The 25,246-nt window shown below is 24.9% G+C and carries 17 protein-coding genes, 4 tRNA genes and 1 pseudogene; 12 read left to right on the plus strand and 10 right to left on the minus strand.

What is annotated here, in order from left to right:
* Window positions 1–5: 5 nt before the first annotated feature.
* Window positions 6–872, minus strand: a complete 867-nt coding sequence (locus tag AAHM79_RS06745; protein WP_342257440.1) for a hypothetical protein — start codon at window positions 870–872, stop codon at window positions 6–8.
* A 330-nt stretch (window positions 873–1,202) separates the two neighbouring features.
* Window positions 1,203–3,929 (minus strand): alanine--tRNA ligase, encoded by a 2,727-nt coding sequence (gene alaS / locus AAHM79_RS06750; RefSeq protein WP_342257441.1) that lies wholly within the window; start codon window positions 3,927–3,929, stop codon window positions 1,203–1,205.
* 404 nt (window positions 3,930–4,333) lie between these two features.
* Here alaS and AAHM79_RS06755 point away from each other — a divergent pair, with 404 nt between their 5' ends.
* From AAHM79_RS06755 to rpoC, 7 genes and pseudogenes are all read left to right on the plus strand, one after another.
* Window positions 4,334–5,284, plus strand: a complete 951-nt coding sequence (locus AAHM79_RS06755; protein ID WP_338979395.1) for an IS30 family transposase — start codon at window positions 4,334–4,336, stop codon at window positions 5,282–5,284.
* 543 nt (window positions 5,285–5,827) lie between these two features.
* Window positions 5,828–7,420: a hypothetical protein gene (locus tag AAHM79_RS06760; protein WP_342257442.1), complete on the plus strand. Its 1,593-nt coding sequence runs from the start codon at window positions 5,828–5,830 to the stop codon at window positions 7,418–7,420.
* 152 nt (window positions 7,421–7,572) lie between these two features.
* Entirely contained in the window at window positions 7,573–7,785 is a 213-nt protein-coding gene (locus AAHM79_RS06765) for a hypothetical protein (RefSeq protein ID WP_252320294.1), read from the plus strand.
* A 364-nt stretch (window positions 7,786–8,149) separates the two neighbouring features.
* The gene (gene rplJ / locus AAHM79_RS06770) at window positions 8,150–8,641 is read left to right on the plus strand and encodes a 50S ribosomal protein L10 (protein ID WP_252320296.1); all 492 of its coding nucleotides are present in this window, start codon (window positions 8,150–8,152) and stop codon (window positions 8,639–8,641) included.
* Between the two features lie 40 nt (window positions 8,642–8,681).
* Entirely contained in the window at window positions 8,682–9,062 is a 381-nt protein-coding gene (gene rplL, locus AAHM79_RS06775; RefSeq protein WP_342257443.1) for a 50S ribosomal protein L7/L12, read from the plus strand.
* A 182-nt stretch (window positions 9,063–9,244) separates the two neighbouring features.
* A pseudogene (locus AAHM79_RS06780) lies at window positions 9,245–12,943 on the plus strand (DNA-directed RNA polymerase subunit beta); the annotation flags it as partial.
* 36 nt (window positions 12,944–12,979) lie between these two features.
* The gene (gene rpoC, locus AAHM79_RS06785) at window positions 12,980–16,732 is read left to right on the plus strand and encodes a DNA-directed RNA polymerase subunit beta' (RefSeq protein WP_342258246.1); all 3,753 of its coding nucleotides are present in this window, start codon (window positions 12,980–12,982) and stop codon (window positions 16,730–16,732) included.
* Window positions 16,733–16,808: 76 nt separating this feature from the next.
* On the opposite strand, the gene AAHM79_RS06790 is transcribed toward rpoC, so the two are convergent.
* The 5 genes from AAHM79_RS06790 to AAHM79_RS06810 form a co-directional block, all read right to left on the minus strand.
* On the minus strand, window positions 16,809–17,984 hold the full coding sequence (locus AAHM79_RS06790; protein ID WP_342257445.1) for a TIR domain-containing protein: 1,176 nt from the start codon (window positions 17,982–17,984) through the stop codon (window positions 16,809–16,811).
* Between the two features lie 149 nt (window positions 17,985–18,133).
* Window positions 18,134–18,520: a hypothetical protein gene (locus AAHM79_RS06795; RefSeq protein ID WP_342257446.1), complete on the minus strand. Its 387-nt coding sequence runs from the start codon at window positions 18,518–18,520 to the stop codon at window positions 18,134–18,136.
* Between the two features lie 623 nt (window positions 18,521–19,143).
* Window positions 19,144–19,881 carry a hypothetical protein gene (locus AAHM79_RS06800; RefSeq protein WP_342257447.1) on the minus strand — a complete coding sequence of 246 codons (738 nt, stop codon included), beginning with the start codon at window positions 19,879–19,881 and terminating at the stop codon, window positions 19,144–19,146.
* A 127-nt stretch (window positions 19,882–20,008) separates the two neighbouring features.
* On the minus strand, window positions 20,009–20,644 hold the full coding sequence (locus AAHM79_RS06805) for a zonular occludens toxin domain-containing protein (protein WP_342257448.1): 636 nt from the start codon (window positions 20,642–20,644) through the stop codon (window positions 20,009–20,011).
* A 17-nt stretch (window positions 20,645–20,661) separates the two neighbouring features.
* A complete protein-coding gene (locus tag AAHM79_RS06810; protein WP_342257449.1) occupies window positions 20,662–20,946 on the minus strand; it encodes a hypothetical protein in 285 nt (94 codons plus the stop codon).
* A gap of 106 nt (window positions 20,947–21,052) precedes the next feature.
* Between AAHM79_RS06810 and AAHM79_RS06815 the strand changes: the two genes are divergently transcribed.
* Entirely contained in the window at window positions 21,053–22,003 is a 951-nt protein-coding gene (locus AAHM79_RS06815; protein ID WP_342257450.1) for an IS30 family transposase, read from the plus strand.
* Window positions 22,004–22,419: 416 nt separating this feature from the next.
* On the opposite strand, the gene AAHM79_RS06820 is transcribed toward AAHM79_RS06815, so the two are convergent.
* The 3 genes from AAHM79_RS06820 to AAHM79_RS06830 are packed head-to-tail and all read right to left on the minus strand — an operon-like array spanning window position 22,420 to window position 24,527.
* Window positions 22,420–22,908, minus strand: a complete 489-nt coding sequence (locus AAHM79_RS06820; RefSeq protein WP_342257451.1) for a hypothetical protein — start codon at window positions 22,906–22,908, stop codon at window positions 22,420–22,422.
* 8 nt (window positions 22,909–22,916) lie between these two features.
* Complete coding sequence (locus tag AAHM79_RS06825; RefSeq protein ID WP_342257452.1) at window positions 22,917–23,543, minus strand: hypothetical protein; 627 nt, start codon at window positions 23,541–23,543, stop codon at window positions 22,917–22,919.
* Between the two features lie 33 nt (window positions 23,544–23,576).
* Window positions 23,577–24,527, minus strand: a complete 951-nt coding sequence (locus tag AAHM79_RS06830) for an IS30 family transposase (RefSeq protein WP_338979395.1) — start codon at window positions 24,525–24,527, stop codon at window positions 23,577–23,579.
* A 217-nt stretch (window positions 24,528–24,744) separates the two neighbouring features.
* Here AAHM79_RS06830 and AAHM79_RS06835 point away from each other — a divergent pair.
* The 4 genes from AAHM79_RS06835 to AAHM79_RS06850 all read left to right on the plus strand — a co-directional run bounded on the left by AAHM79_RS06835 (window position 24,745) and on the right by AAHM79_RS06850 (window position 25,139).
* Window positions 24,745–24,819: transfer RNA gene (locus tag AAHM79_RS06835), tRNA-Asn, on the plus strand.
* Between the two features lie 24 nt (window positions 24,820–24,843).
* Window positions 24,844–24,918, plus strand: a tRNA-Glu gene (locus AAHM79_RS06840).
* Window positions 24,919–24,974: 56 nt separating this feature from the next.
* Window positions 24,975–25,050, plus strand: a tRNA-Lys gene (locus tag AAHM79_RS06845).
* Between the two features lie 4 nt (window positions 25,051–25,054).
* Window positions 25,055–25,139 (plus strand) — tRNA-Leu (locus AAHM79_RS06850).
* Window positions 25,140–25,246: the final 107 nt, after the last annotated feature.

A 25,246-nucleotide genomic window follows, 5' to 3' on the forward strand; every position in this document is an offset into this window, starting at 1 on the left:
TACCTTTACAATTTAGCTTTTTCAAAATAGCCAATAAAGTGTGAGTAATTAGATTTATCCAATAAATAAACTTCTGATAATTTAAAATTATGATATTTTTTCTTTATGGCACTTTTAATTTCGTTATCAACGTTATGATTAATTTTTCCTAAATTAATTTTTATATCTTTATTTCAATCTGGAAAATCATTTTCTAAATTATCAAGACGATTATTTGGATAATATTTCTCATCTTCTGTTATTATTCTTACTGATTCAAAATCAAATCAATTAAATGGTTTTTCATAAAGTACAATTTCTATACGTTCTTTTCTAGAACTATCTGTATATACTTTTTCAATTTTTGAAAAATTATCTCAAATTGTTTTACCTACTTGTTGTATTTCTTTTCATGTTCATGGAAAAATTGCAGTAATTGAAATATCATTAGAATTATATCGTTGCATCATATCCTCTTTAAATTTTTCGCCAAGTTCTCATGCAGGATTATCTTTTCAATAATGATAATCAGCTATTATTCCTTCAAAAGTTTTTGGTGTAAATGAACAAGTTACTTTACCTCAACTACCCCTTATTTCGTTTTTACCATTTAATGTTCTTTTTAATCGATTTCTGTGTTTTTCATGACGATGTTTATTCATATTTATTTTGCTATTTGTTGTTGGGTTGTTAATAATAAAATCTGTTTGATTATTACTTGCAAAATTTAATTGTTGATTTACTAAATCTAAACTAGTCGTATTTTTTCTAACTCAATTTTTAATATTTGAATTATCAATTGACTTACCATTAATACCTTGTATTTTATTATTTAAAAGTGGAGCAGTTAATACTCACAATTTAAATCAATAACTTGAACTAAAATATTTCATAATTTTGTTCTCCTTTGAAAGTAAATATAAAAATATTTACTTTCAAAACCAAGCAACTTTTATTTGTTAAATTTTACTTCTTTTTTATTTTTTTTTGATAAATATTTTTGGGAAATTTTCACTCGATATTGACAGTTATTAATTAAAAAATGTATTTTTTCTAAAATTATTATCACTACTATTTTCTATATTTCATCAATAAGAAATTATAAAAGATTATGCAATTACTGTAATAATGTTATATATGATTGTAAAACATTATTGATGTTGAACATATATTATTGTATATCATATAATATTTATATAAATTAATACATATAAGCATTAAGTTTAATATATAATTTTATTAATTTCTTTTTCTGTAATAAACTTATCAATCTTCCCTTGCGCTAAGATTGGGCTACCGCCACCCTTACCATTATATGTTTTTAATATTTTTTGTAAAATATTATTACTTTGATACTGTTTATTATTATGCAATTCTTTACTTGAAGCAACTAATACTAAATATTCTTGATTATTAATTTTATTAATAAAAATAATAATAATATTTTGATATTGATTACGATAATGTTCAATTATTTCTCTTAATGTTTTAATATCTAAATTTTCAAAATTTGCAATTAATAGTTTATAAATATTTTCATTTTTTGGAACTAAAGTTAAATATTTTTTCACTATCTTCTGACGATTTAATTCTTCAAAATTAATTTGTCATTTTTTAAATAAACCATGTAATTCTAGTAATAACATTTTTCCTTTTCTTCAATCAGTAGCTACCACTTTTAAATTATTAATAGCATCATATATTTTTTCAATTTCTTCTTCTTGCATACAATTATCTTTATTTTTTTGATATTGAATAAATAAACTATTGCTTTGTTCTTTAATCATCATTATTTGTTGTGTTAAGTATTCATTAATAGTTTTTAATGATGTTAAAGCATGAATTCGATAAGAACCAGATCCTTTTGACTCAACATTAGTTATTAATAATTGTTCTACTTCTTGTGAATTATAACAATGAGTACCCCCACAAAGTTCAATTGAAAAATCACCAAACTTAATTACTCGAACTTTTTCTTCATATTTTTCACCAAAAAAAGCTAAAGCTCCAATTTTGATTGCTTCTTCATATGTACAATAAATAATTTCACAAGGATATTTGCATTTAATTCATTTACTTACTTGTTGTTCTATACTTATAATTTGTTCTAAAGTTAACATTTCATAATGACTAAAATCTAATCGTAAATATTGATAATTATTAAAACTTCCAGATTGCATAACATGTAAACCTAATAATTTTCTTAAAGCAGCATGTAATAAATGAGTTCCTGAATGATTTTTTCTTGTATAAAAACGATGTGAACTATTAATTTGTGCTTCAACAATTTCTGTTTGTGTTAATTCACCTTTTACTTCCACTTGATGAATATGCTGTTTTTGTGGTCCTTGTTGTACATCAATAACAGAGGCCGTTCCATTTTCTCCTTTGATAATACCATCATCAGATGCTTGCCCCCCCTTTTCTGCATAAAAAGGTGTTTCATTTAAAATTAAATAACCTTTTTCATTTTTTAAAAATTTTACCTCATGCTCTGATTTAAACATAAAAACAATATTTGTATTTATTTGTTCTTTATCATAACCAACAAAGGTTGAAGGAACTTTTAAATTAGTTAGTAATGAAGATTGAATTGTTAATGCTTGATGATTAATTCTTACCTTTCTTGTATTATCTTTACTGTTATCCAATAACTTTTGAAAACCTTTTAAATCAACAGTCGCATTTTCTTCATTTGCAATCTCTAATGTTAATTCAATAGGATAACCATAGGTATCAAATAATTTAAAAGCCGCAGTTGCATCTACTTTTTTATTATCTTTAATAACTTGTAATAATAATTGTTTTCCTGTTATCAATGTTGTTCAAAATTTTAATTCTTCGATTTTAATAATATTAGTTACTAAATCGACTTTTTTATGTAATTCTTGATAATGTTGACCCATAACTTTGATAATAATTGAAACTAACTTAAAAAAAAATGGTTCATTAATATTAAGTTTTTGTCCATATACAACAGCTCTTCTAATCAATCTTCGTAATACATAACCACGATCTTTATTACTAGGAAAAACACCATCACTAATTGCAAAAACTAAGCAACGAATATGATCAGCAATAATTTTAAATGCAGTATTAATAGTTTTTTGTTTAATCTCTTGTGTAAAATAATTATTAATATCATAACGAAAATTTGTCAATTTTTCACATTCATGAATAATATTTTGAAATAAATCAGTATCAAAGTTAGTTGGCACATCTTGTAAAATTGCTACTAGTCTTTCTAATCCTGCACCAGTATCAATATTTTTTCTTGGTAAATCAGTATAATTATTTTTGCCATCATTATTAAATTGTGAAAAAACAATATTTCAAATTTCAATATAACGATCATTTTCAATATCATCTTTTAATAATTTAATACCAATATTTTTAGGATCATATTTAATACCACGATCATAATAAATTTCAGTATTAGGACCACAAGAACCTTGACCCATATCTCAAAAGTTAGTAGATCTTGTACCTTTAATAATACGTTCTTTTGGTAATTTAATAATATTTAATCATAAATTATATGTTTCTTCATCTTCATTCAAAACTGTTACATATAATAAATTAGCATCTAAATTTAATCACTTTTTACTAGTTAAAAATTCTCATCCTCAAACAATAGCTTCTTTTTTAAAATAATCACCAATTGAAAAATTACCTAACATTTCAAAAAAAGTTTGATGTCTTGCTGTAATACCAATATTTTCAATATCATTAGTTCTAATTGCTTTTTGTGAATTTGCTAATCTTTTAGCAATTGGGGTTTGTCGTCCATCAAAATATGGTTTTAATGTAGCAACTCCAGAATTAATCCACAATAGTGAAGGATCATCATTTGGAACAAGTGATGCACTTTCTAAAATGTGATGATCATAACTTTTAAAAAAATTTAATCAAGTTGTTCTAACTTTATCTGTTGTTCATTTTATTGACATAATAATTTCTCCTCAAAATAATAAAAATTCCTATCAAAATAGGAACGTTTTTTAACGCGGTACCATCCTAATTCACTTACAAAGTAAATGCACTTAATTAATGATTAAAATTGTTAAATTAGGAGCTTCTAATTAATAATGGTTAAGTGCTTACACTATTCACTCTCGCTGAAAACTAATTATTATTAATTATACTTATCTAATTTAGATTAATATAAATATTAATTTCAATTTTAATATTAACCATAAATATTAGTTATTACAAGCAAAAAGATAAAATTATGAAATATTTTTATAAATGCTGAATTATACTTGTAAGTGCAAGTAAATAAAATTGCAAAAAATTCTCATATAAAAATTTCATAATGCTAAATTTAGTTTAGAAAAAAGTAAGGAGTTTTTATATGAGTTATAAACATCTTGGCATAGATGAAAGGATTTATATTGAGAATCAATTGAAATTTAAATTTAAAATTAGTGAAATAGCTAAAAATCTTAATCGAAGTATTAGTACTATTATTCGAGAAATTAATAGAAATAAAGATAATAATCATTATTTTTCATTAATTGCACAAAATAAAGCTGAAAATCGAAAACAATCACATATTAGTTTTCATAAGTTTAAAAATAAGAATTTAGTAAAATATGTACAACAAAAATTACTATTAGGTTGATCACCTGAACAAATTTATGGCAGAATTAAAAATTTTCATAAAGAGTGAGTTATTAGTTTTAAAACAATTTATACTTGAATTTATTTTGGAATGCTTGATAAAGTTACTAGTAAAAATTTAAGAAGAAAAGGTAAAAAACGAAAATCTAAAGAAAATCGTGGCAAGTTTAATGGTAAATCAATTAAAGAACGAGATATAAATGTTAATGATCGTATAACACTTGGTCATTGAGAAGGAGATACTATAGTATCATCACGAGGTAAAAGCAAATCATGTTTAATAACTTTAGTTGAAAGAGTATCACGATTTACTTTAGCAATATTAGTTAAAAACAGAACTACTAAAGTTATTAATAAAAATGTCAGTTATTATTTATCAATTCTTCCTAAAAACATTGTTAAAACTATTACTTTTGATCGTGGCAAAGAATTTTCAAATTGACAACAACTTGAAAAAAATTTAGATGTAAAAATTTATTTTGCCAATCCATATTCACCTTGACAAAGAGGTACTAATGAAAATACTAATGGTTTAATTAGAGAAAAATTTCCTAAAAAATTTATTTTTTCAAAAACTAATAAAAATGAAGTTCATAAATTTATATTGTCTTTAAATCAAAGACCGAGAAAAATACTAAATTATCTTTCACCAATCGAATATTTGGATAGAAAAATAATTTAGTTGCACTTACCTTTACAATTTAGCATTATTATTAAGGTTAAAAATTAAAAAATATACTTTTTTATCAATTATTTAAGAAAATTTTATGTAATCAGAATGTTGTTTTAAATAATATTTTGAATTAGAAAAAAATAAATAATTAAATACCAATAAGAATACAGATGTATATTAGTAGTTAATTATAAATATCAAAAATATATAAAATTAAAAAGGTTTTATTTTTTTTAGTAAATAAAACTAAAAAAACTTTATTTTAGTAGTATAATAAAAATACTTACTTAGTTAAGGGTAAGTAAATATTCATTGCGGTTGGCACCTAACAGTGAATAGGAGTTACCATTATTGGTAACTCTTTTATTTTAAATAATTATTATATACCTCAAAATTTAATAATATTTAAATTATTTATATAATATGAAAATAAAAAATATTGTCAAAATTTCTAAAATTTGGTAAAAGATAAGTGTAAAACTAAATATAGTTTTTAACCCATTGCTTTGTTTGTAAGTAAATGGGTTTTATTTTACTAAGAAGGTGTATAAAATGCGTGATAATGATAAAAGAAAATCAACAACATTTCAGCGAATAATGGAAAATAATCCAGAAAATATTTTTGCTCAAACCGATGGTTCTATAAAAAAAAGACATGGAGGTTTAGCAATAAAATCTTCTAGAAGTGAAAATAGTTTAAATGAATCAAATAATGAAGCAAATAATGATAGTAATGTTTTAAATAAATATAAATATAATTGTCTTACAATTATAGAAGATCAAAAGATAAGTAAACTTAGAGAAGAAATTTTTAATTTTACAAAACAATTAGAAGATGTCAAAAGAACAAATGATGATTTAAATAAAAAATTAACTATTATTAGAGAAAATCTTTTTGAATTAGAAATTATTCAACTTAAACCATTACTTGATGATTTAAAACGTAAAGAAAGAAAAATGGAAATAAATAAAACTAAGAAACAAAATACAACCGATAGTGAATTTAGAGAATATTTTGCGCTTAAAGAAACAATATCAGATAAAGAATTAGAAATTGAAGAACAAAGAAATATAAAAAAAGAATTGAATAATAATATTGAAAAAAATAATTCTAAAATTGAAGAATTAGAAAATACTATAAGCAATTTAAATAGTGAACTAGATAGTTATAGTGATGATTGGATGCCGTTATCATTAAAAGAAAATATTAATAGAAGAATAGAACTACAAAGAAAAATTGATGAAGAAAATTTAACTGAAGAGCAAAAACTAGAAATATTTTCTAATATTTCTAAGTTAAAAAAAGAAATAAAAAAAGAATGAAATATTAAAAGTCAAAATGTTCAAAAAATTTATGAAGAAATTTTTCCAATTGAAGATAAGATATTTTATATAACAACTTTAGTTTATAATTATGAATCAATTTTTGAAGAAATAATATATTTTGATAATAATGAAAAAAATGAGGTTGAAGTTTGAAAACAGACTAAAAAGTACCAGAGTATTGAAGAATATAAAAAAAGCACTTGTTTAATTGATAAAGAAAATGCAAATAATATTAGTACAATGCCAGTTAAAGAATTATTAAAAGAACAAATGGAATTAAAATCAAAGCCATCTAAAACCGAGTGAAAAGTTTGGGTTATTATTTTAGTCATTACTATTGTTATTGCTGTTCTTCCAAATTTGCTTCCTGTGATTTTAGCTCCTTATTTGGCTGCTGCAGTAGTGGCAGCAATTAAGATTGATATTGCTATTGCTTCAGTTTTTATTAGTGGAGGTTTTAAAGCAATTACATCAGTTTTTTCAACTGCATCAAAAAAAGTTGAATCATGAATTTATAATAAAATATTTAAAAATAATAAAGATAAAAAAGAAAAAGAAAAAAAAGAAGTTAAATCAGTATCTAAGGATTTAACAAGTGATAAATTAGAAACTAAGTTAGAAACACAATTTAATATATTAAAACCAGAACTGGATGGTAGAAAACTTAAAACTATAAATGAACTAATGAATGATAAAACAATAATAAATGTTGAAAATAATATAATTCCAGTTGAAAATCAGTTTGATGTAGATAAAGCAAATTCTATGGCCAATATGCAACCTCCTACAAATGTAAGACAACGACGTTATTCATTTTAAAATATAACGATAATTAGTTTAATTATTCTTACTTAATTAAGTAAGAATAATTTTTTATATATTTTTATATATATTTTTAATAAAAAATATATAATTTTATTGAGTATTTAAAGGTAGAAAAAATATTCAAAAAGTGAAAGGAATAATAAATTATGCCATGAAAATCTATTGAGAATAATAAATTAAAACAAGAAGCACATGCTAAAAATGCTGATAAAATAAATAAAGCTTGAGGAGAAAAAAATGAATCTGAAAGAAGAGAAAGAGTTTGTAAAAATCTTGAGTTAGATAAATCAAAAATAAATAGTGAATCTTCTTCAAGTGAAAGCAAAAACTCTAGTAGTAAAAACAGTAACCAGTTATAAAAAAAACAATTTTTTTAATTAAAATAAACTTCAATATGAAGTTTATTTTTAATTTATTTTTTTAATCTTAATTAAGATATTGATGAAATTAGCATTTATGTTATTAAAAATAGTGTTTATAACTTACAAGATATATAATAAAAAATTATTTATTTAATCTTTTGTAAATTTTTCTTGATTTTAATATATATATATCATATAATATACAAGCTAGAATAAGCCAAAGACAGCAACGGACTTTTGTCTTAATTATGTTGCTCAGGTAATTTCCATCATTATATATGCATGTGATTTACTCGGTTTTGCTCCGAGTTTTATTTACTACTTATTGCTAGTTATTTCAGAATAATAAGGAGGTGTACTTATGCGCCCAGCAATGGTTGAAAAACAAAAAACTATTGATTTAATTGCTAAGCAAATTAATGATTCCAAAACAACAATTGTTGTACAATATCAAGGTATGAATGTTGAAGAAATTAGTTCTTTACGTAAGGAATTAAGAGCTAAAGGTGCAACATTCACTATTTATAAGAATAATTTAGTTGCTCGTGCTTTAAAAAAAGAATATTCATCGCTTGAAAGTAGTTTAGTTGGCCCAAATGGTTTTATCTTTGGATTTGAAAACGACTTAGAAACAGCTAAAATAGTTTCTAATTATGCTAAAATTAATAAATTATTAGTATTAAGAGGTGGCATTTTTGAAGGGAAAGTTATTGACCAAAGTGAGTTACAAAAAATAGCTTCATTACCATCAAAATTAGAATTAATTTCAATGTTAGCTTCTTGTTTACAAGCACCAGTTCGCAATTTGGCTTTAGCAATTAAAGCAGTAGCCCAACAAAAAGAAAACGCATAATTAACACTTATTAAATAAAAAAAATATGGAGGAAAAAATAATGGAAAATATTACAAATAAACAAATTATTGAACATGTTAAAACAATGACAGCAGTTCAATTAAAAGAATTAGTTGAATTAATTGAAACAACTTTTGGAGTAACTGCAGCAGTTGCTTCTGCACCAGCAGCAGCTAAAGAAGAAGCAACAAAACCATCAACAGTTTCTGTAATCTTAAAAGAAGTAGGAGACAAAAAAGTTGATGTTATTAAAGCAGTTAAGGCAATTGTTGGTGGTACAATGTCTTTAATGGATGCTAAAAAAATGGTTGATGCAGTAGCAACAGGACCACAAAAGATTTTAGAAAATATTGATAAAGCAAAAGCAACAGAACACGAAGCAACGTTAAAAGCCGTTGGTGCTATTGTTGAAGTTAAGTAGTTCAAATATTAAAAATTTATATGAAAACCAGTTTTAATGAATACTGGTTTTCTGTTTGTTATTTAACTAAAAATTATCAACTTAAAACTTAATATTTTATCAAACTAATTAGTAATTTAATACTAATTAACTGAAATCAAATTATTTGATTTTAATAAATTTTTAAAATTGGAGATGAACCAATGTCATATACTACAAAACAATTTGGTCATTATGCAAAAAGACGTGACTATACTAAAGTATCAGGAAATTTAGATCTTCCTGATTTAATTTCAATTCAACGTGATACTTATAAATGATTTATTGATACAGGAATACAAGAAGTATTTAATGAAATATTTCCGGTAACTGATAATGATAATCGTATTATTTTATCATTGATTGATTGAGAATTTCGTAAACCAAGAAGAACATTAAAAGAAGCAAAAGATGAGTCAAAAACTTATGAAGCACCAATCTATACAAAATTATCTTTATCAATTCATGAAAATAATCGTCATTTAACTATTGCTGCTAAAGATAATATTTTAGATTATTTAATGCGTTGAATTAAAGACCAATTTGGTATTAAAAACATTAATGAACCAAAAGTTAGCGATAATATATATTATTTTGAAGAAAAAAATGTTCATGCTAATAGTGAATTTTCAACTATTGAAGTTACTATTAAAAGTAGAGAAGAAGATGTTTTAATTGTTGATTATACATTAACTCGTGAAGGAGATGTATTTTTAGGTGATTTTCCATTAATGACACAAAAAGGAACCTTTATTATTAATGGAAGTGAAAAGGTTGTTGTTTCACAATTAGTTCGTTCACCAGGTGCATATTTTAAAATTGAAATTGATCCAAAAACCGGATTATATAAATTTTTAGGTGATTTAATTCCATCACGTGGAACTTGACTAGAATTTGAAACTGATTCTAAACGTAATAAATTAGTTGGTAATAAAAATGCAATTAAAGATATTATTCAAGTTAAAATTGAAAAATCACGTAAAATTGCAGTAACCACTTTACTTACTGCCTTAGGATTAACTAAAGATGATGTTATTAATATAATTGGTAAAGATGATGTTTTATTGAATACTTATGAATATGATGAACATCAAAATTGACCAGCAGCAGTACAAGAAATTTATAAAAAAATTAAAGCTGGAGAAACTGCCAGTGTTGATGGTGCTGCAAAATTTTTAACTGGATTATTATTTGATTCAAAAAAATATGATTTAACAAAAGCAGGAAGATATAAGTTAATTCAAAAATTAGCTATTACAGATCGTGTTTTAAATTACACTCTAGCTGAAGATATTAAAGATATTAGAGGTAAAGTTGTTTTACCCAAAAAAACAGTAATTGGTAAATCACAATTAGAAATTCTAAAAACAGTATTAGAAGAAGGAGCATGTTTAGTACCTTTAAAAACATCAATTAGTGATAGTGAACCAAAACATTATGTGCAGTTAATTAAAGTTTATAATGATAAAGAAAGATTAAATGAAGTTATTAATGTTGTTGGAATTAATCCTAAATGTAAAGAAGTAATTATTACTATTGCTGATATTTTAGCAACTCTTTCTTATATTTTAAATTTTGTTCATGGTATTGGTAATGCTGATGATATTGATCACTTAGCAAATCGTCGTATTCGTACAATTGGTGAATTACTACAAAACCAATTTCGTATCGGAATGGGACGTATTGAAAAAAATGTTAAAGAAAAAATGTCAACTACTGATAGTGATAAAATGAAACCAGCAAATATTACAAATAATAAACCATTAACAGCTGTTATTGGTGAGTTTTTTAACTTATCACAATTATCACAATTTATGGATCAAACTAATCCATTAGCAGAATTGGCTAATAAAAGACGTTTAACTGCTTTAGGACCTGGTGGATTATCACGTGATCGTGCTAGTTTAGAAGTTCGTGATGTTCACTATTCTCACTATGGAAGAATTTGTCCAATTGAAACTCCTGAAGGACCTAATATTGGTTTAATCAATAATTTAGCCACTTATGCTCGTATTAATGAATACGGTTTTATTGAAACACCTTACCGTCAAGTAATTGCAGGTAAAATTACTAATGAAATTAAATATTTAACTGCCGGTGAAGAAAAGAATTATATCATTGCACAAGCTAATATTGAATTAGATACTAATAATGTTATTAAAAATAATAATGTTATTGCTCGTAGTAATGGTCAAAATATTATTGTTGGACCAAACGAAGTTGAATATATTGATGTTTCACCAAAACAAATTGTGTCAATAGCTACAAGTTGTATTCCCTTTTTAGAAAATGATGATGCTAACCGTGCTTTAATGGGTGCTAATATGCAACGTCAAGCAATTCCATTATTAAAACCACAAACACCAATTGTTGGTACGGGTGTTGAGTATGCTGTTGCTCGTGACTCAGGATTAGCTATTGTTGCTAATTTACCGGGAGTTGTACAATATGTTGATTCTCATGAAATTATTATTAAATCAGAAGATGAAATAACAACTTATGAGTTAAGTCGTTTTGAACGTAGTAATCAAGGAACAGCAGTAACTCATGTGCCATTAGTAAAAGTTGGTGATAAAGTTGAAGTTAATCAAATTTTAGCAGACGGACCTTCAATGAAAGATGGTGAACTTGCATTAGGACAAAATGTAATTATTGCTTTCATGACTTGACATGGTTATAACTATGAAGATGCTATTATTATTAGTGAACGTTTAGTAAAAGATGATGTTTATACTTCAATGCATATTGAAGAAGATAATTTAGAATGTCGAAAAACAAAACAAGGTAAAGAAGAAATTACACGTGAAATCCCTAATACTTCTGAACAATCAAGACGTTATCTTGATGATGAAGGAATTGTTTTAATTGGAACTGAAGTTAAAGAAGGAGATATTCTTGTTGGTAAAGTTACACCAAAAGGTCAAACACAATCAACTGTTGAAGAAAAATTATTAGCAGCTATTTTTGGTGAAAAATCACGTAATGTTAAAGATAATTCATTACGAGTACCTAATGGTGGTGGTGGAATTGTTCAAGGTATTAAACGTTATAAACGTGAAGATGGTTTTGACTTACCTTCAGAAGTAGAAGAAGTAGTTAAAGTATTTATTGTACAAAAACGTAAAATTCGAGAAGGAGATAAAATGGCTGGAAGACACGGAAATAAAGGTGTTATTTCTAAAGTCTTACCAATTGAAGATATGCCTTTCCTAGAAGATGGAACACCGGTTGATATTATGTTAAATCCATTAGGAGTACCATCGCGGATGAATATTGGACAAATTCTTGAATTACACTTAGGAATGGCTGCTAAAACTTTAGGAATTAAAGTAGCAACCCCTGTTTTTGATGGTGCAAAAAATCAAGACTTGTTAGATATTATGAAAGAAGCAAAATATAATGACTTTGATAAATTAACATTATATGATGGTTTAACTGGTGAAAAGTTTGCCAAGAAAATTTCAGTTGGTGTGATGTATATGTTAAAACTATCACACATGGTAGATGATAAATTACATGCTCGTAATGTGGGTCCATATTCATTAATTACTCAACAACCATTAGGTGGTAAGGCACAAAATGGTGGACAAAGATTTGGAGAAATGGAAGTTTGAGCATTAGAAGCTTATGGTGCTGCTCATACTTTACAAGAAATCCTAACTATTAAATCTGATGATATTAAAGGTAGAATTAAAACTTATGAAGCGATTCTACGTAATAAACAAATTCCAACGCCAGGTATCCCTGAATCATTTAATGTTTTAACAAAAGAACTACAAGGTTTAGGAATAAATATTGTGTTAATTGACGAAAAAGGTCAAGAACAAAAAGTGGTAACTTACGATGAAGAAGTCGAAAGTTATCTTGAGGATTAGAAAAGGAGTAATAAATATATGCAAATGCAAAAAAATTCAAAACATTATACTGCCCTTAAAATTTCTCTTGCTTCTCCCGATCAAATTCGCTCATGATCACATGGAGAAATTACAAAGCCAGAAACAATTAATTATAAGTCATTAAAACCTGAAAAAGATGGATTATTTGATGCACGAATATTTGGACCAACTAAAAATTATGAATGTACTTGTGGTAAATATAAGAAAATAAAAAATAAAGGTAAAGTTTGTGAACGTTGTTTAGTAGAAATTACTGAAGCAATTGTTCGACGTGAACGTTTAGGACACATTGAGTTAGAAGAACCAGTAACTCATATTTGAATGTTAAAGGCTTCTCCTTCAAAAATTGCGTTAGCATTAGATATGAAAGCTAAAGACTTAGAAGAAGTAGCATATTTTGTTTCTTATATTGTTTTAGATCCAGGGACTGCTAAAGGTTTAAAACAAAAAATGATTATGGATTTAGGTAATGCTAAATCTTCAACTGATACTCGTAATCGTTTACGTAAAGTATTTGCACAAATTTTAGAACAATTAGAACCTTCTTCTTTTGCTTATACTCGTGCTCAAATGTTAACTGATACTTTAGCAGATACTTCACGTCCATTTTCAATGGATGAATGTGCTCAATTTATTACTAAACATACTGGAACAAAATTTGGAATTGGTGCTTCAGCTATTGAGTATTTATTAAAAAATATTAATTTAGAAAAAGAATTTCTTGCCATTAAAAAACAATTGACAAACAAGAAATCACAAACTGATCGTAGAAAACTAGAACGTCGTTTAGATGTTATTGATTCATTTGCTAAATCAGGAAATAAACCAGAATGAATGGTATTACATGCTATTCCGGTGATTCCACCTGATATTCGTCCAATTATTCAGTTAGATGGTGGTCGTTTTACAACATCAGAAATTAATGATTTATATCGAAGAATTATTATTCGTAATGAACGCTTAAAAAAAGTAAAACAAATGGGAGCACCAATCTTAATTATTAATAATGAAAAAAGAATGTTGCAAGAATCAGTTGATGCTTTATTTGATAATGAACGTAAAGCACGTCCAGTAACAGGAAGAGATAAACGTCCATTAAAATCTTTAACTTCAACATTAAAAGGAAAACAAGGACGTTTCCGTCAAAACTTATTAGGTAAGCGTGTTGATTATTCAGGTCGAAGCGTTATTGCTGTTGGTCCGGAATTAAAAATGTATCAATGTGGTATTCCTCGTGATATGGCAATTATTTTGTTCAAACCTTTTGTTGTGCAAAGATTAGTTCATCAAGAATTAGCTTTAAATATTAAAATTGCTGAAAAATTAATTGAAATTCAAGATGAACGAATTTGAGATGTTTTAGAAGAAGTAATTAAAGATCGTCCTGTCTTATTAAACCGTGCTCCAACTTTACACCGTTTAGGAATTCAAGCATTTGAACCAATTCTAGTTAAAGGGAAAGCTATTCGTTTACACCCACTAGTAACTCCTGCTTTTAATGCTGACTTTGATGGTGACCAAATGGCTGTTCACGTGCCAATTACTCAAGAAGCAGTAGCTGAAGCAAGAAGTTTAATGTTAGGTTCAAAAAATATTTTAAGTCCTAAAGATGGTAAACCAATTGTTACGCCAACTCAAGATATGGTTCTTGGTAATTATTATTTAACTATTGAAAAATTAGATGAATTAGGTCAAGGTTCAATTTTTAAAGATGTTAATGAAGCAATTAAAGCTTATGATACAAAACAGGTTTCATTACATGCTATTATTGGAATTCGTGTTGCTAGTTTAGGTGCAAGTAAATTTGCTGCTACCGATCAAAATAAATTTTTAATTACTACTATTGGTAAGATTATTTTTAATCAAATGTTTTCAGAAAGAATGCCATTTATTAATCGCCCAAATATTATTAATTTAACTGAAACTCATAATGAAGATTTAGTTGCCACTGATGTTGATTTTCGTGAATTTATTAAAAAAAGAGTTATTGTTGAACCATTTAAGAAAAAAGCTTTAGCAGATATTATTCATAAATATTTTAAAACTTTTGGAACTCAATTAACTGCACAAATGTTAGATAAAATGAAAAATCTTGGTTTTAAATTTTCAACAATTTCAGGAACAACAATTTCTGCAGGCGATGTTGTATCTTATTCAGGTAAAACAAGATTATTTAAAGAAGCAGATGAATATGTTAAAACAATTAACAAGTTTTATAAACAAGGTATGTTAACTAATCGTGAGCGTCATTACCATATTATTAATAAATGAAGTGGTATTAAAAACAATATTCAAGTTGAACTAGAAACAGTTTTAAGAAAAGATATTGAAAATCCAATCTTTATGATGTGAGATTCAGGTGCTAGAACTAATATTAGTAACTTTACTCAATTAGTAGGGATGCGTGGTTTAATGAATAATCCAAAAGGAGAAGTTATTGAATTACCAATTAAATCTTCATTCCGTGAAGGATTAAATGTTTCAGAGTTCTTTATTTCTACCCATGGTGCTCGTAAAGGAATGGCAGATATGGCGCTTAAAACTTCTGACTCAGGTTATTTAACAAGAAGACTAGTTGACGTTTCACAAGATATTATTGTTACTGAAGAAGATTGTAATACCGGTAATGGCTTTATAATTAGTGACGTTGTTGACCAAAAACGTAATAATATTATTGTGCCGTTACGTGACCGTTTATTTGGACGTTTTGTTCAAGGTGATGTTGTTGATAGTAAAAATAATGTAATTGTGGCAAATAATGAATTAATTACTGAAAAATTAGTAGAAACAATATTAGAGGCAAAAATTACAAAAATAAATATTCGTTCAGTTTTAACTTGTGAAGCAAGTTATGGTGTTTGTCAAAAATGTTATGGTATTAATTTAATAACAGGTTCTATTGTTGCTATTGGCGAAGCAGTTGGAATTATTGCAGCGCAATCAATTGGTGAACCAGGAACTCAACTAACGATGAGAACTTTCCATACTGGAGGAGTGGCTGGTGGTAGTGATATTACCCAAGGATTACCAAGAATTAAAGAATTATTAGATATTACTAATCCCAAAGGTGCTGTTGCTATTATTAGTGAATTTGATGGTAAAGTAACAGATATTCGTGAAGAGCAAGGAATTTATACAATTACTGTAAAGTCAAAACTTGACTATAAAGAATACAAAACTCAATATAATGCGCAGGTAAGAATTAAAATTGGTGATAATGTTAAGATTGGCCAAAAACTAACTGAAGGTGCAATTAATATTACACAATTACTAGAAGTAGCAGGAATCATTGAAGTTCAACAATATATTTTAAAAGAAGTACAACGTGTTTATCGTTTACAAGGAATTGAAATTTCGGATAAGTATATTGAAATTATTGTAAAACAAATGTTGAATCGTATTTTTGTAGTTGAAGGTAATGATTCACCATTATTGCCTGGAGCGATTGTTGATATCAAAGAATTTAAGAATGTTAATGCCAAAATTATTGTTGCTGGTAAAAAACCTGCTTTTGGTCATCCAATTATTTTAGGGATTAAAAAAGCACCATTAGAATCAGAATCATTCTTGGCCGCTGCTTCTTTCCAAGATACAACAAGAGTATTAACTAATGCTGTTATTAAGTCAAAACAAGATAATTTACGTGGTTTAAAGGAAAATGTTATTTTAGGAAACTTGATACCGGCCGGTACTGGTTTAATGCCAACTGAGAAGTTAATAGGTATGGGTAATTCTTCACTTGAAGAAGAATACTAAATTAAATTAAAATAAAAAGTGAGAATAAAATTCTCACTTTTTAAATATTTATATTTTATTTTACTAGTTGTATGTTTTAAAGATAGGATAAATATATTTCTGGAAATTCTTGTGTATAATTAATTTTACCAGAATTTATAAATTTTTTTGTTTTTTTATTAAACACTTGCATTGTTTTTTCAGATTTTTCTTTTGCTTCACATTCTTCTGAATTATCTTTTTTATGGAGATGTATTCTTTTAAAATTTTCGTCTTTCAGTATACTTGTTTCTTGTAGTTCACTACCAATTCCATTATCTTTACTATTATGTTTTAAAGATAATTTTCTTAAAAGATTACTTTTATTATCATCTTTAGTAAAGTCCGTTGTAATTTCTTGTAGTAATTGATTGTTAATTTCACTATCTTGACTTAAAGTTAATATTACATTATTTATTTTTTCCTCTGATTTAGAAGGTACTACGATATTACTATCATCATCTTCGTTAAAATCATTATCTTTATTTGAAGTTAATTTTGCATTATCTATTTCTTCGTCTGATTCAGAAAGTATTTCAATATCACTATCTTCTTCTTTAAAACCATTATCTTTATTTGAAGATAATTTTGTATTATCTATTTCTTTTTTTTCATTAAAAACAGTATCTTTAGTATTATCTTTTAAAACAGTTGGTTTTAAAAAACTAGGGCTGATAACATTTTGATAAAACATTTCTTCTTTTTTATGATTAGATTGAACTTTATCAAGTAAATTTTTAAGAATTATTATATCTGAAAAGATTTCATCATAAGTAGCAATAATTGCATGTTTATTTATTACGGTTTCATATATTCTTTGACCAGCATTTTCTTGGGTGATTAAAGAAGAATAATCACAAGTGTTATGAAAATTACAATTTGTTTTTGCTTTTTTAATAAAATCAGCAGTTAAAAGTATTATAAAACTATTTATTTTCTTTCTTCTATTTAAACTTCCATATTTATTTAATGAAGCTTCAATTTCTCAGTCAATATGTTGTCTACATTTTGTATGTATTCCTAGAATAAGAATAGTAATAGTTGTATCTTTTAAATGATTTTGTCTAATAGTTTTAGCGATTTCATTATTTGATCATGTGGTATCAATATCCCCTATTTCTACAGACATGTCTTTTATATTTAAATAATTAGCATACTTTTTAATTAACTCTGCTAATTGGTCTTTTTCTTCTTGTTCTCTTAGATGATGATATGAAATAAAAATTTTTCTCACTGTTTAACTCCTTTTTTTAACATTATTAAAAATTATGTTTTATAATTTTTTTGATTATAAAACATAAGTCTTAATAGGTAATTTTAAAGATATTGTTTTAAAAATTTAAATTTGTTTTTTACTTATATTTTATTTAAACATTTAATATTTTAATCTGTGTAGTTTAATAATTTTTTGATTTGTTCATTAGTTGCAGTTGAAAGTGAAAGTATTGAAATAAAATATAAGTATTTGTTTTCTATTAAATCTTTTCTAACTTTATCAATTTGTTTTCAAAAATCTTCGATTTCTTTTTTGCTTAAATTTTCATCATTAATGATGAAATTACCATTAGTGTCTATTTTTGTTAGTGATCTACTAGCAATTAAGATTGGTCTGATTTTTAAATTCATAATTTTTAAAATTACATCTGTTACTAAGTTATTGTTATCGGAAGTTAATAATATTTGTTTACTTTCATCAAAAGTATTTTTAATACTTTTAATTGCTTCAGAAACTCTTCCTTCGGATTTATTTACTAATATTGAACTTGTCAAAATTATAAAAAAATTTCAGGCAATTTTTGTTGGTTTTTTATTAATTCCACTTTCTGATTTTAGAAATTTTTTAAATAAATTTATATCAACATCTCTAATAAATATTTCTTTAAAATATTTTCTTAGTTTTATTTTTAATTCTTTTTTCGTTCCTATGATTTGACTAAAATCATTTGAAGAAAGTATTCTTTTAACTTTGTTTTTTTTGTTTATAATTTAATAAAAATTTTATTAGTAAAAACATTAAAAGTAATATGAAAAAAATAAGTAAAGCGATACTTGAAATATAAGCTATTCAATTAAATATTTTAGTTGTAGTCAATTTGCTTTTCCTTAGTTTTATCCATAAAATGTTAAACATAATAGTATAAAAAATACATAACTTTTATATTTATAATTTGGGGTATTAGTTTAAAAAAATAAAAAAATTTAGTATTATAATTTTTGAATTAAATAGTTACTTGTTTTCTGTTAGTTATTAATTTTATTTTAGATTCTTATTAATATTTGTTGAAAATTATTATGATATTAATAATAATATTCCATTTTAATTATATACATATATAATTTAAAAAATCTATTAAAAAGCAACATAATATAAGAATTTTTTAAAAAAATTATTGTTATAATGCTTCTTTTTTATGTATTTTATACTGATTTGTGTAGTTTAATAATTTTTTGAGTTGTTCATTAGTTGCAGTTGAAAGTGAAAGTATTGAAATAAAATATAAATATTTGTTTTCTATTAAATCTTTTCTAACTTTATCAATTTTTTTTCAAAAATCTTCGATTTCTTCTTTGCTTAAATTTTCATCATTAATGATGAAATTACCATTAGTGTCTATTTTTGTTAGTGATCTACTAGCAATTAAGATTGGTCTGATTTTTAAATTCATAATTTTTAAAATTACATCTGTTACTAAGTTATTCTTATCGGAAGTTAATAATAATTGTTTACTTTCATCAAAAGTATTTTTAATACTTTTAATTGCTTCAGAAACTCTTCCTTCGGATTTATTTACTAATATTGAACTTGTCAAAATTATAAAAAAATTGCAGGCAATTTTTGTTGGTTTTTTATTAATTCCACTTTCTGATTTTAGAAATTTTTTAAATAAATTTATATCAACATCTCTAATAAATATTTCTTTAAAATATTTTCTTAGTTTTATTTTTAATTCTTTTTTCGTTCCTATGATTTGACTAAAATCATTTGAAGAAAGTATTCTTTTAACTTTGTTTTTTTGTTTATAATTTAATAAAAATTTTATTAGTAAAAACATTAAAAGTAATATAAAAGAAATAAGTAAGCTAGAACCAGAAATAACACCTATTCAACTAAATACTTCATTTTGACTCAATTTAATTTTCCTTTCAAATAACATGAAATATGATATTGATATCCAGTATATAGGGACTACGTCCCTCGCCACTACGTGGCTCACCCAAATTATAGTCCCAGTAGGTTCACTGGGACTATAACTATTTTTATTTATCTTTATTTTTAGGTTTATCTTTTTTCTTTAAAATATTATCTAATTTATCTAAACCAGCAGACTTAATATCACTATAAGTCATATCAATACTACTTGCTTCTTTAAGATATTTCTTAGGTGATAATTCACTTTTAAGTTCATGCACATAATGTAAAGCACGTGAATTATACCTTTTTAACCAGTGTCTAGGAAAAAATAAAGTCATAGCCATTGCTTCACCACTATAACTTGGAGGCATAATGCCTTTTTTAATCATTTTCTTTGTTCTACATCGTGAAAACACTAATTTATTATAATCATCAATATTAGTATATAAATTAAGATTAAATATAACAACAAAGCCCAAAAAACGCATTCTTTTAACTTGCACAACATACTCTACTTTTTCTCTTGCTTGTACTGGTATTCTATTAGGATGTTGTTCAATCAAATACATAGTACCATTAAACATATGACCTATTAACTTACAAAATTGTCCTAAACTTTCTTGTTGATTTTTAAACTGTACTCCTAAATCATTAGAATTTATCTTTAATGCTAATTCATCTAAAATTATTAAATCTTCTTCTTCAAAATCATAATTACTTGCTAACTGATTAAAAGTAAAAACATCATTATAATTAACCAAATAAGAATAACCATTTTTTAAATAGAAATATCATGTTTTGCTTTATTAATATCTTGCATATTATCAGCATAAGTCAAAGTAACAAAACTTAAAACCTTTGAATTATAAAAATTATGATACGCTTTATGTATTAATTTTGTTTTAGTCCGAATTGCATTATTACGTAATTTTTTATCATTAATCCCTAAATTGTTAATACCAATTTCATTACGTTTATTATTTAAAATAGCACTCATAGGCAAAACTATATTTTTAACATAAGCACCATAATAAACTTTTTTAATATAAAAATTTTCTTCCATATGCTGAATTATACTTGTAAGTGCAAGTAAATAAAATTGCAAAAAATTCTCATATAAAAATTTCATAATGCTAAATTTAGTTTAGAAAAAAGTAAGGAGTTTTTATATGAGTTATAAACATCTTGGCATAGATGAAAGGATTTATATTGAGAATCAATTGAAATTTAAATTTAAAATTAGTGAAATAGCTAAAAATCTTAATCGAAGTATTAGTACTATTATTCGAGAAATTAATAGAAATAAAGATAATAATCATTATTTTTCATTAATTGCACAAAATAAAGCTGAAAATCGAAAACAATCACATATTAGTTTGCATAAGTTTAAAAATAAGAATTTAGTAAAATATGTACAACAAAAATTACTATTAGGTTGATCACCTGAACAAATTTATGGCAGAATTAAAAATTTTCATAAAGAGTGAGTTATTAGTTTTAAAACAATTTATACTTGAATTTATTTTGGAATGCTTGATAAAGTTACTAGTAAAAATTTAAGAAGAAAAGGTAAAAAACGAAAATCTAAAGAAAATCGTGGCAAGTTTAATGGTAAATCAATTAAAGAACGAGATATAAATGTTAATGATCGTATAACACTTGGTCATTGAGAAGGAGATACTATAGTATCATCACGAGGTAAAAGCAAATCATGTTTAATAACTTTAGTTGAAAGAGTATCACGATTTACTTTAGCAATATTAGTTAAAAACGGAACTACTAAAGTTATTAATAAAAATGTCAGTTATTATTTATCAATTCCTCCTAAAAACATTGTTAAAACTATTACTTTTGATCGTGGCAAAGAATTTTCAAATTGACAACAACTTGAAAAAAATTTAGATGTAAAAATTTATTTTGCCAATCCATATTCACCTTGACAAAGAGGTACTAATGAAAATACTAATGGTTTAATTAGAGAAAAATTTCCTAAAAAATTTATTTTTTCAAAAACTAATAAAAATGAAGTTCATAAATTTATATTGTCTTTAAATCAAAGACCGAGAAAAATATTAAATTATCTTTCACCAATCGAATATTTGGATAGAAAAATAATTTAGTTGCACTTACCTTTACAATTTAGCTAACATAAATATTTATATTAAAATTGTTATTTTTAAATGTAATCAAATAAATTTAAAAACATAACTTAATTTATTTTTTATTAAAATTTTGAAAACTTATTAAATTAAAAGTTAATAAGAATTTTTGTTGTGTATAAATATTAATTTTATTTTTCATTTTTTTAATATTTGTATTTTAATTGCAATTCATTTAATTTAGTAGTAATATAAATTTACAATTGCATATAATTACAATTATTTCTTGTCTATAATTTTAAAGAAATGTTTAAAAAGTAATTATATCCTCCGTTTTTGTTACCGTCCCTATTTTTTATATAAATTATTATTGTTTCTAATAAGATATTTTATTTTTTCTTTTATTAATTTGAACTTAAATTTTAGATTCATATTTTTTATAATATTCTAGGCAAATCAATTCTAAAAAAATTATCTAATTTTTCTCATGCAATATTACGTTGACTTTCTTCAGTATCTATTCACTGATCAAAGGCTTCGGCAAATAAATCAAGATGTGATTCTCGGCCATATTCACTTCTCACAATACCATATGCTAAAAGTTTTTGATAAATTGGATCGTTAATTTTTGTACCATTTGCTAATGATGAAATCATATAATTAGTTTCATCAGTTATTTCTCCTTTTTCTAGATTATCTTTTAATAAATAAGATGAATTAAAATAATTATTTCATCATTTTTTAGGATCATTATCTGCAAGTGAATTTATTCTTTGTTTTCCTTGAAAATTTAAACGAATAAAAGAACCTAAAGCATGACCATATTCATGAACAATTGTTCTAATAATACTTTTTGAAGCTTTATAACCACTAACATATTGCCAATATTGAGTTCTTTTACTAAGAGAATTTGGATTTATTGTCATAACTTGAACTAATGAATAATTTTGAAATTGTGAATCATAAACATAACCAGATTTAACAAAACCAAATAAGCCATTTTTATTAATTTTAGCCACTCGATATAAAAGTTTAAGAACATTTTTTTACCATAAATTTGTGCAAATATATTATAAAATCGAACTAATTTATCTTTTATCTCTGCTTTTTCATTAGCATTGATTGTAGATGAATTAATTAATGTATCCCAATTAATATTTGTATAAGTTTTGCCAAGATTAGTAATATTAATTTGATTTTGTAAATAAGAAAAATCTGTAAAATTACTCTTATTATTTGCTAACAAGTTAAATTCATTAATCGATTCTTTTTTTGCCTGATATTGAATTTTTTCTTCTAAATTAGTAACAAAGTTTAGTTTTTTACTAGTTTTATTAAATCAATTTTGCGGATTTTTTAAATATCATTGTTTTAAACTAGCAGCATCTTCACCTTCAATAAAATTTATGCGATCACTTACTACTTTATTAATTCTCTTATTGATATCAGGAACAATATAATTACCAGAAATATCTTGCTCATTTTCATCAGCTAAATCATAATCATTATTAGTACAACCTCACCTACAAGCAATAACATTTATTTTTGTTGCACTAACCAAAATATAATTGCTAAATTGTAAAGGTAAGTGCAACTAAATTATTTTTCTATCCAAATATTCGATTGGTGAAAGATAATTTAATATTTTTCTCGGTCTTTGATTTAAAGACAATATAAATTTATGAACTTCATTTTTATTAGTTTTTGAAAAAATAAATTTTTTAGGAAATTTTTCTCTAATTAAACCATTAGTATTTTCATTAGTACCTCTTTGTCAAGGTGAATATGGATTGGCAAAATAAATTTTTACATCTAAATTTTTTTCAAGTTGTTGTCAATTTGAAAATTCTTTGCCACGATCAAAAGTAATAGTTTTAACAATGTTTTTAGGAAGAATTGATAAATAATAACTGACATTTTTATTAATAACTTTAGTAGTTCTGTTTTTAACTAATATTGCTAAAGTAAATCGTGATACTCTTTCAACTAAAGTTATTAAACATGATTTGCTTTTACCTCGTGATGATACTATAGTATCTCCTTCTCAATGACCAAGTGTTATACGATCATTAACATTTATATCTCGTTCTTTAATTGATTTACCATTAAACTTGCCACGATTTTCTTTAGATTTTCGTTTTTTACCTTTTCTTCTTAAATTTTTACTAGTAACTTTATCAAGCATTCCAAAATAAATTCAAGTATAAATTGTTTTAAAACTAATAACTCACTCTTTATGAAAATTTTTAATTCTGCCATAAATTTGTTCAGGTGATCAACCTAATAGTAATTTTTGTTGTACATATTTTACTAAATTCTTATTTTTAAACTTATGAAAACTAATATGTGATTGTTTTCGATTTTCAGCTTTATTTTGTGCAATTAATGAAAAATAATGATTATTATCTTTATTTCTATTAATTTCTCGAATAATAGTACTAATACTTCGATTAAGATTTTTAGCTATTTCACTAATTTTAAATTTAAATTTCAATTGATTCTCAATATAAATCCTTTCATCTATGCCAAGATGTTTATAACTCATATAAAAACTCCTTACTTTTTTCTAAACTAAATTTAGCATTATGAAATTTTTATATGAGAATTTTTTGCAATTTTATTTACTTGCACTTACAAGTATAATTCAGCAAAATGATTAATAAAGCATATACATTGCCGTAATCAAGAAAAAAATAAAAAAAACTTTATTAGTTATTGCAAATTATACTTTTCTTCAATATAATAATTAAGGTTTAGTAAATGCCCGGTTAGCTCAGCGGCAGAGCATTCGACTGTTAATCGAAGTGTCATAGGTTCAAATCCTATACTGGGCGCCATCATTCTAAACTCTTGTTTTCTACGGCTCGTTGGTGAATTGGTAAACACATAGGATTTTCATTCCTACATTACGGGTTCGATCCCCGTACGAGTCACCATTAATTAATATTTAGACTGCAAGTATTATAATTACTTGTTTTTTATTCCCCTAGATGTCTCGTTAGCTCAATTGGCAGAGCATCAGACTCTTAATCTGAGGGTTGTAGGTTCGAGGCCTATACGGGACACCAAAATGCGGAATTGGCGAAACTGGCAGACGCACCAGATTTAGGCTCTGGCGCCGAAAGGCATGAGGGTTCAAGTCCCTTGTTCCGCACCATACATTATTTTATTAACCTTTATGTTTTTCATTAAAGGTTTTTTTCTTTTTTGAAATTTTTATTATATAAAAATTAAAATAAAATATTATATTTTAAACATAATATT

Origin of the sequence: Spiroplasma endosymbiont of Nomada ruficornis, from assembly GCF_964030795.1 — a bacterium.
Taxonomy (GTDB): domain Bacteria; phylum Bacillota_I; class Bacilli_A; order Mycoplasmatales; family VBWQ01; genus Spiroplasma_E; species Spiroplasma_E ixodetis_A.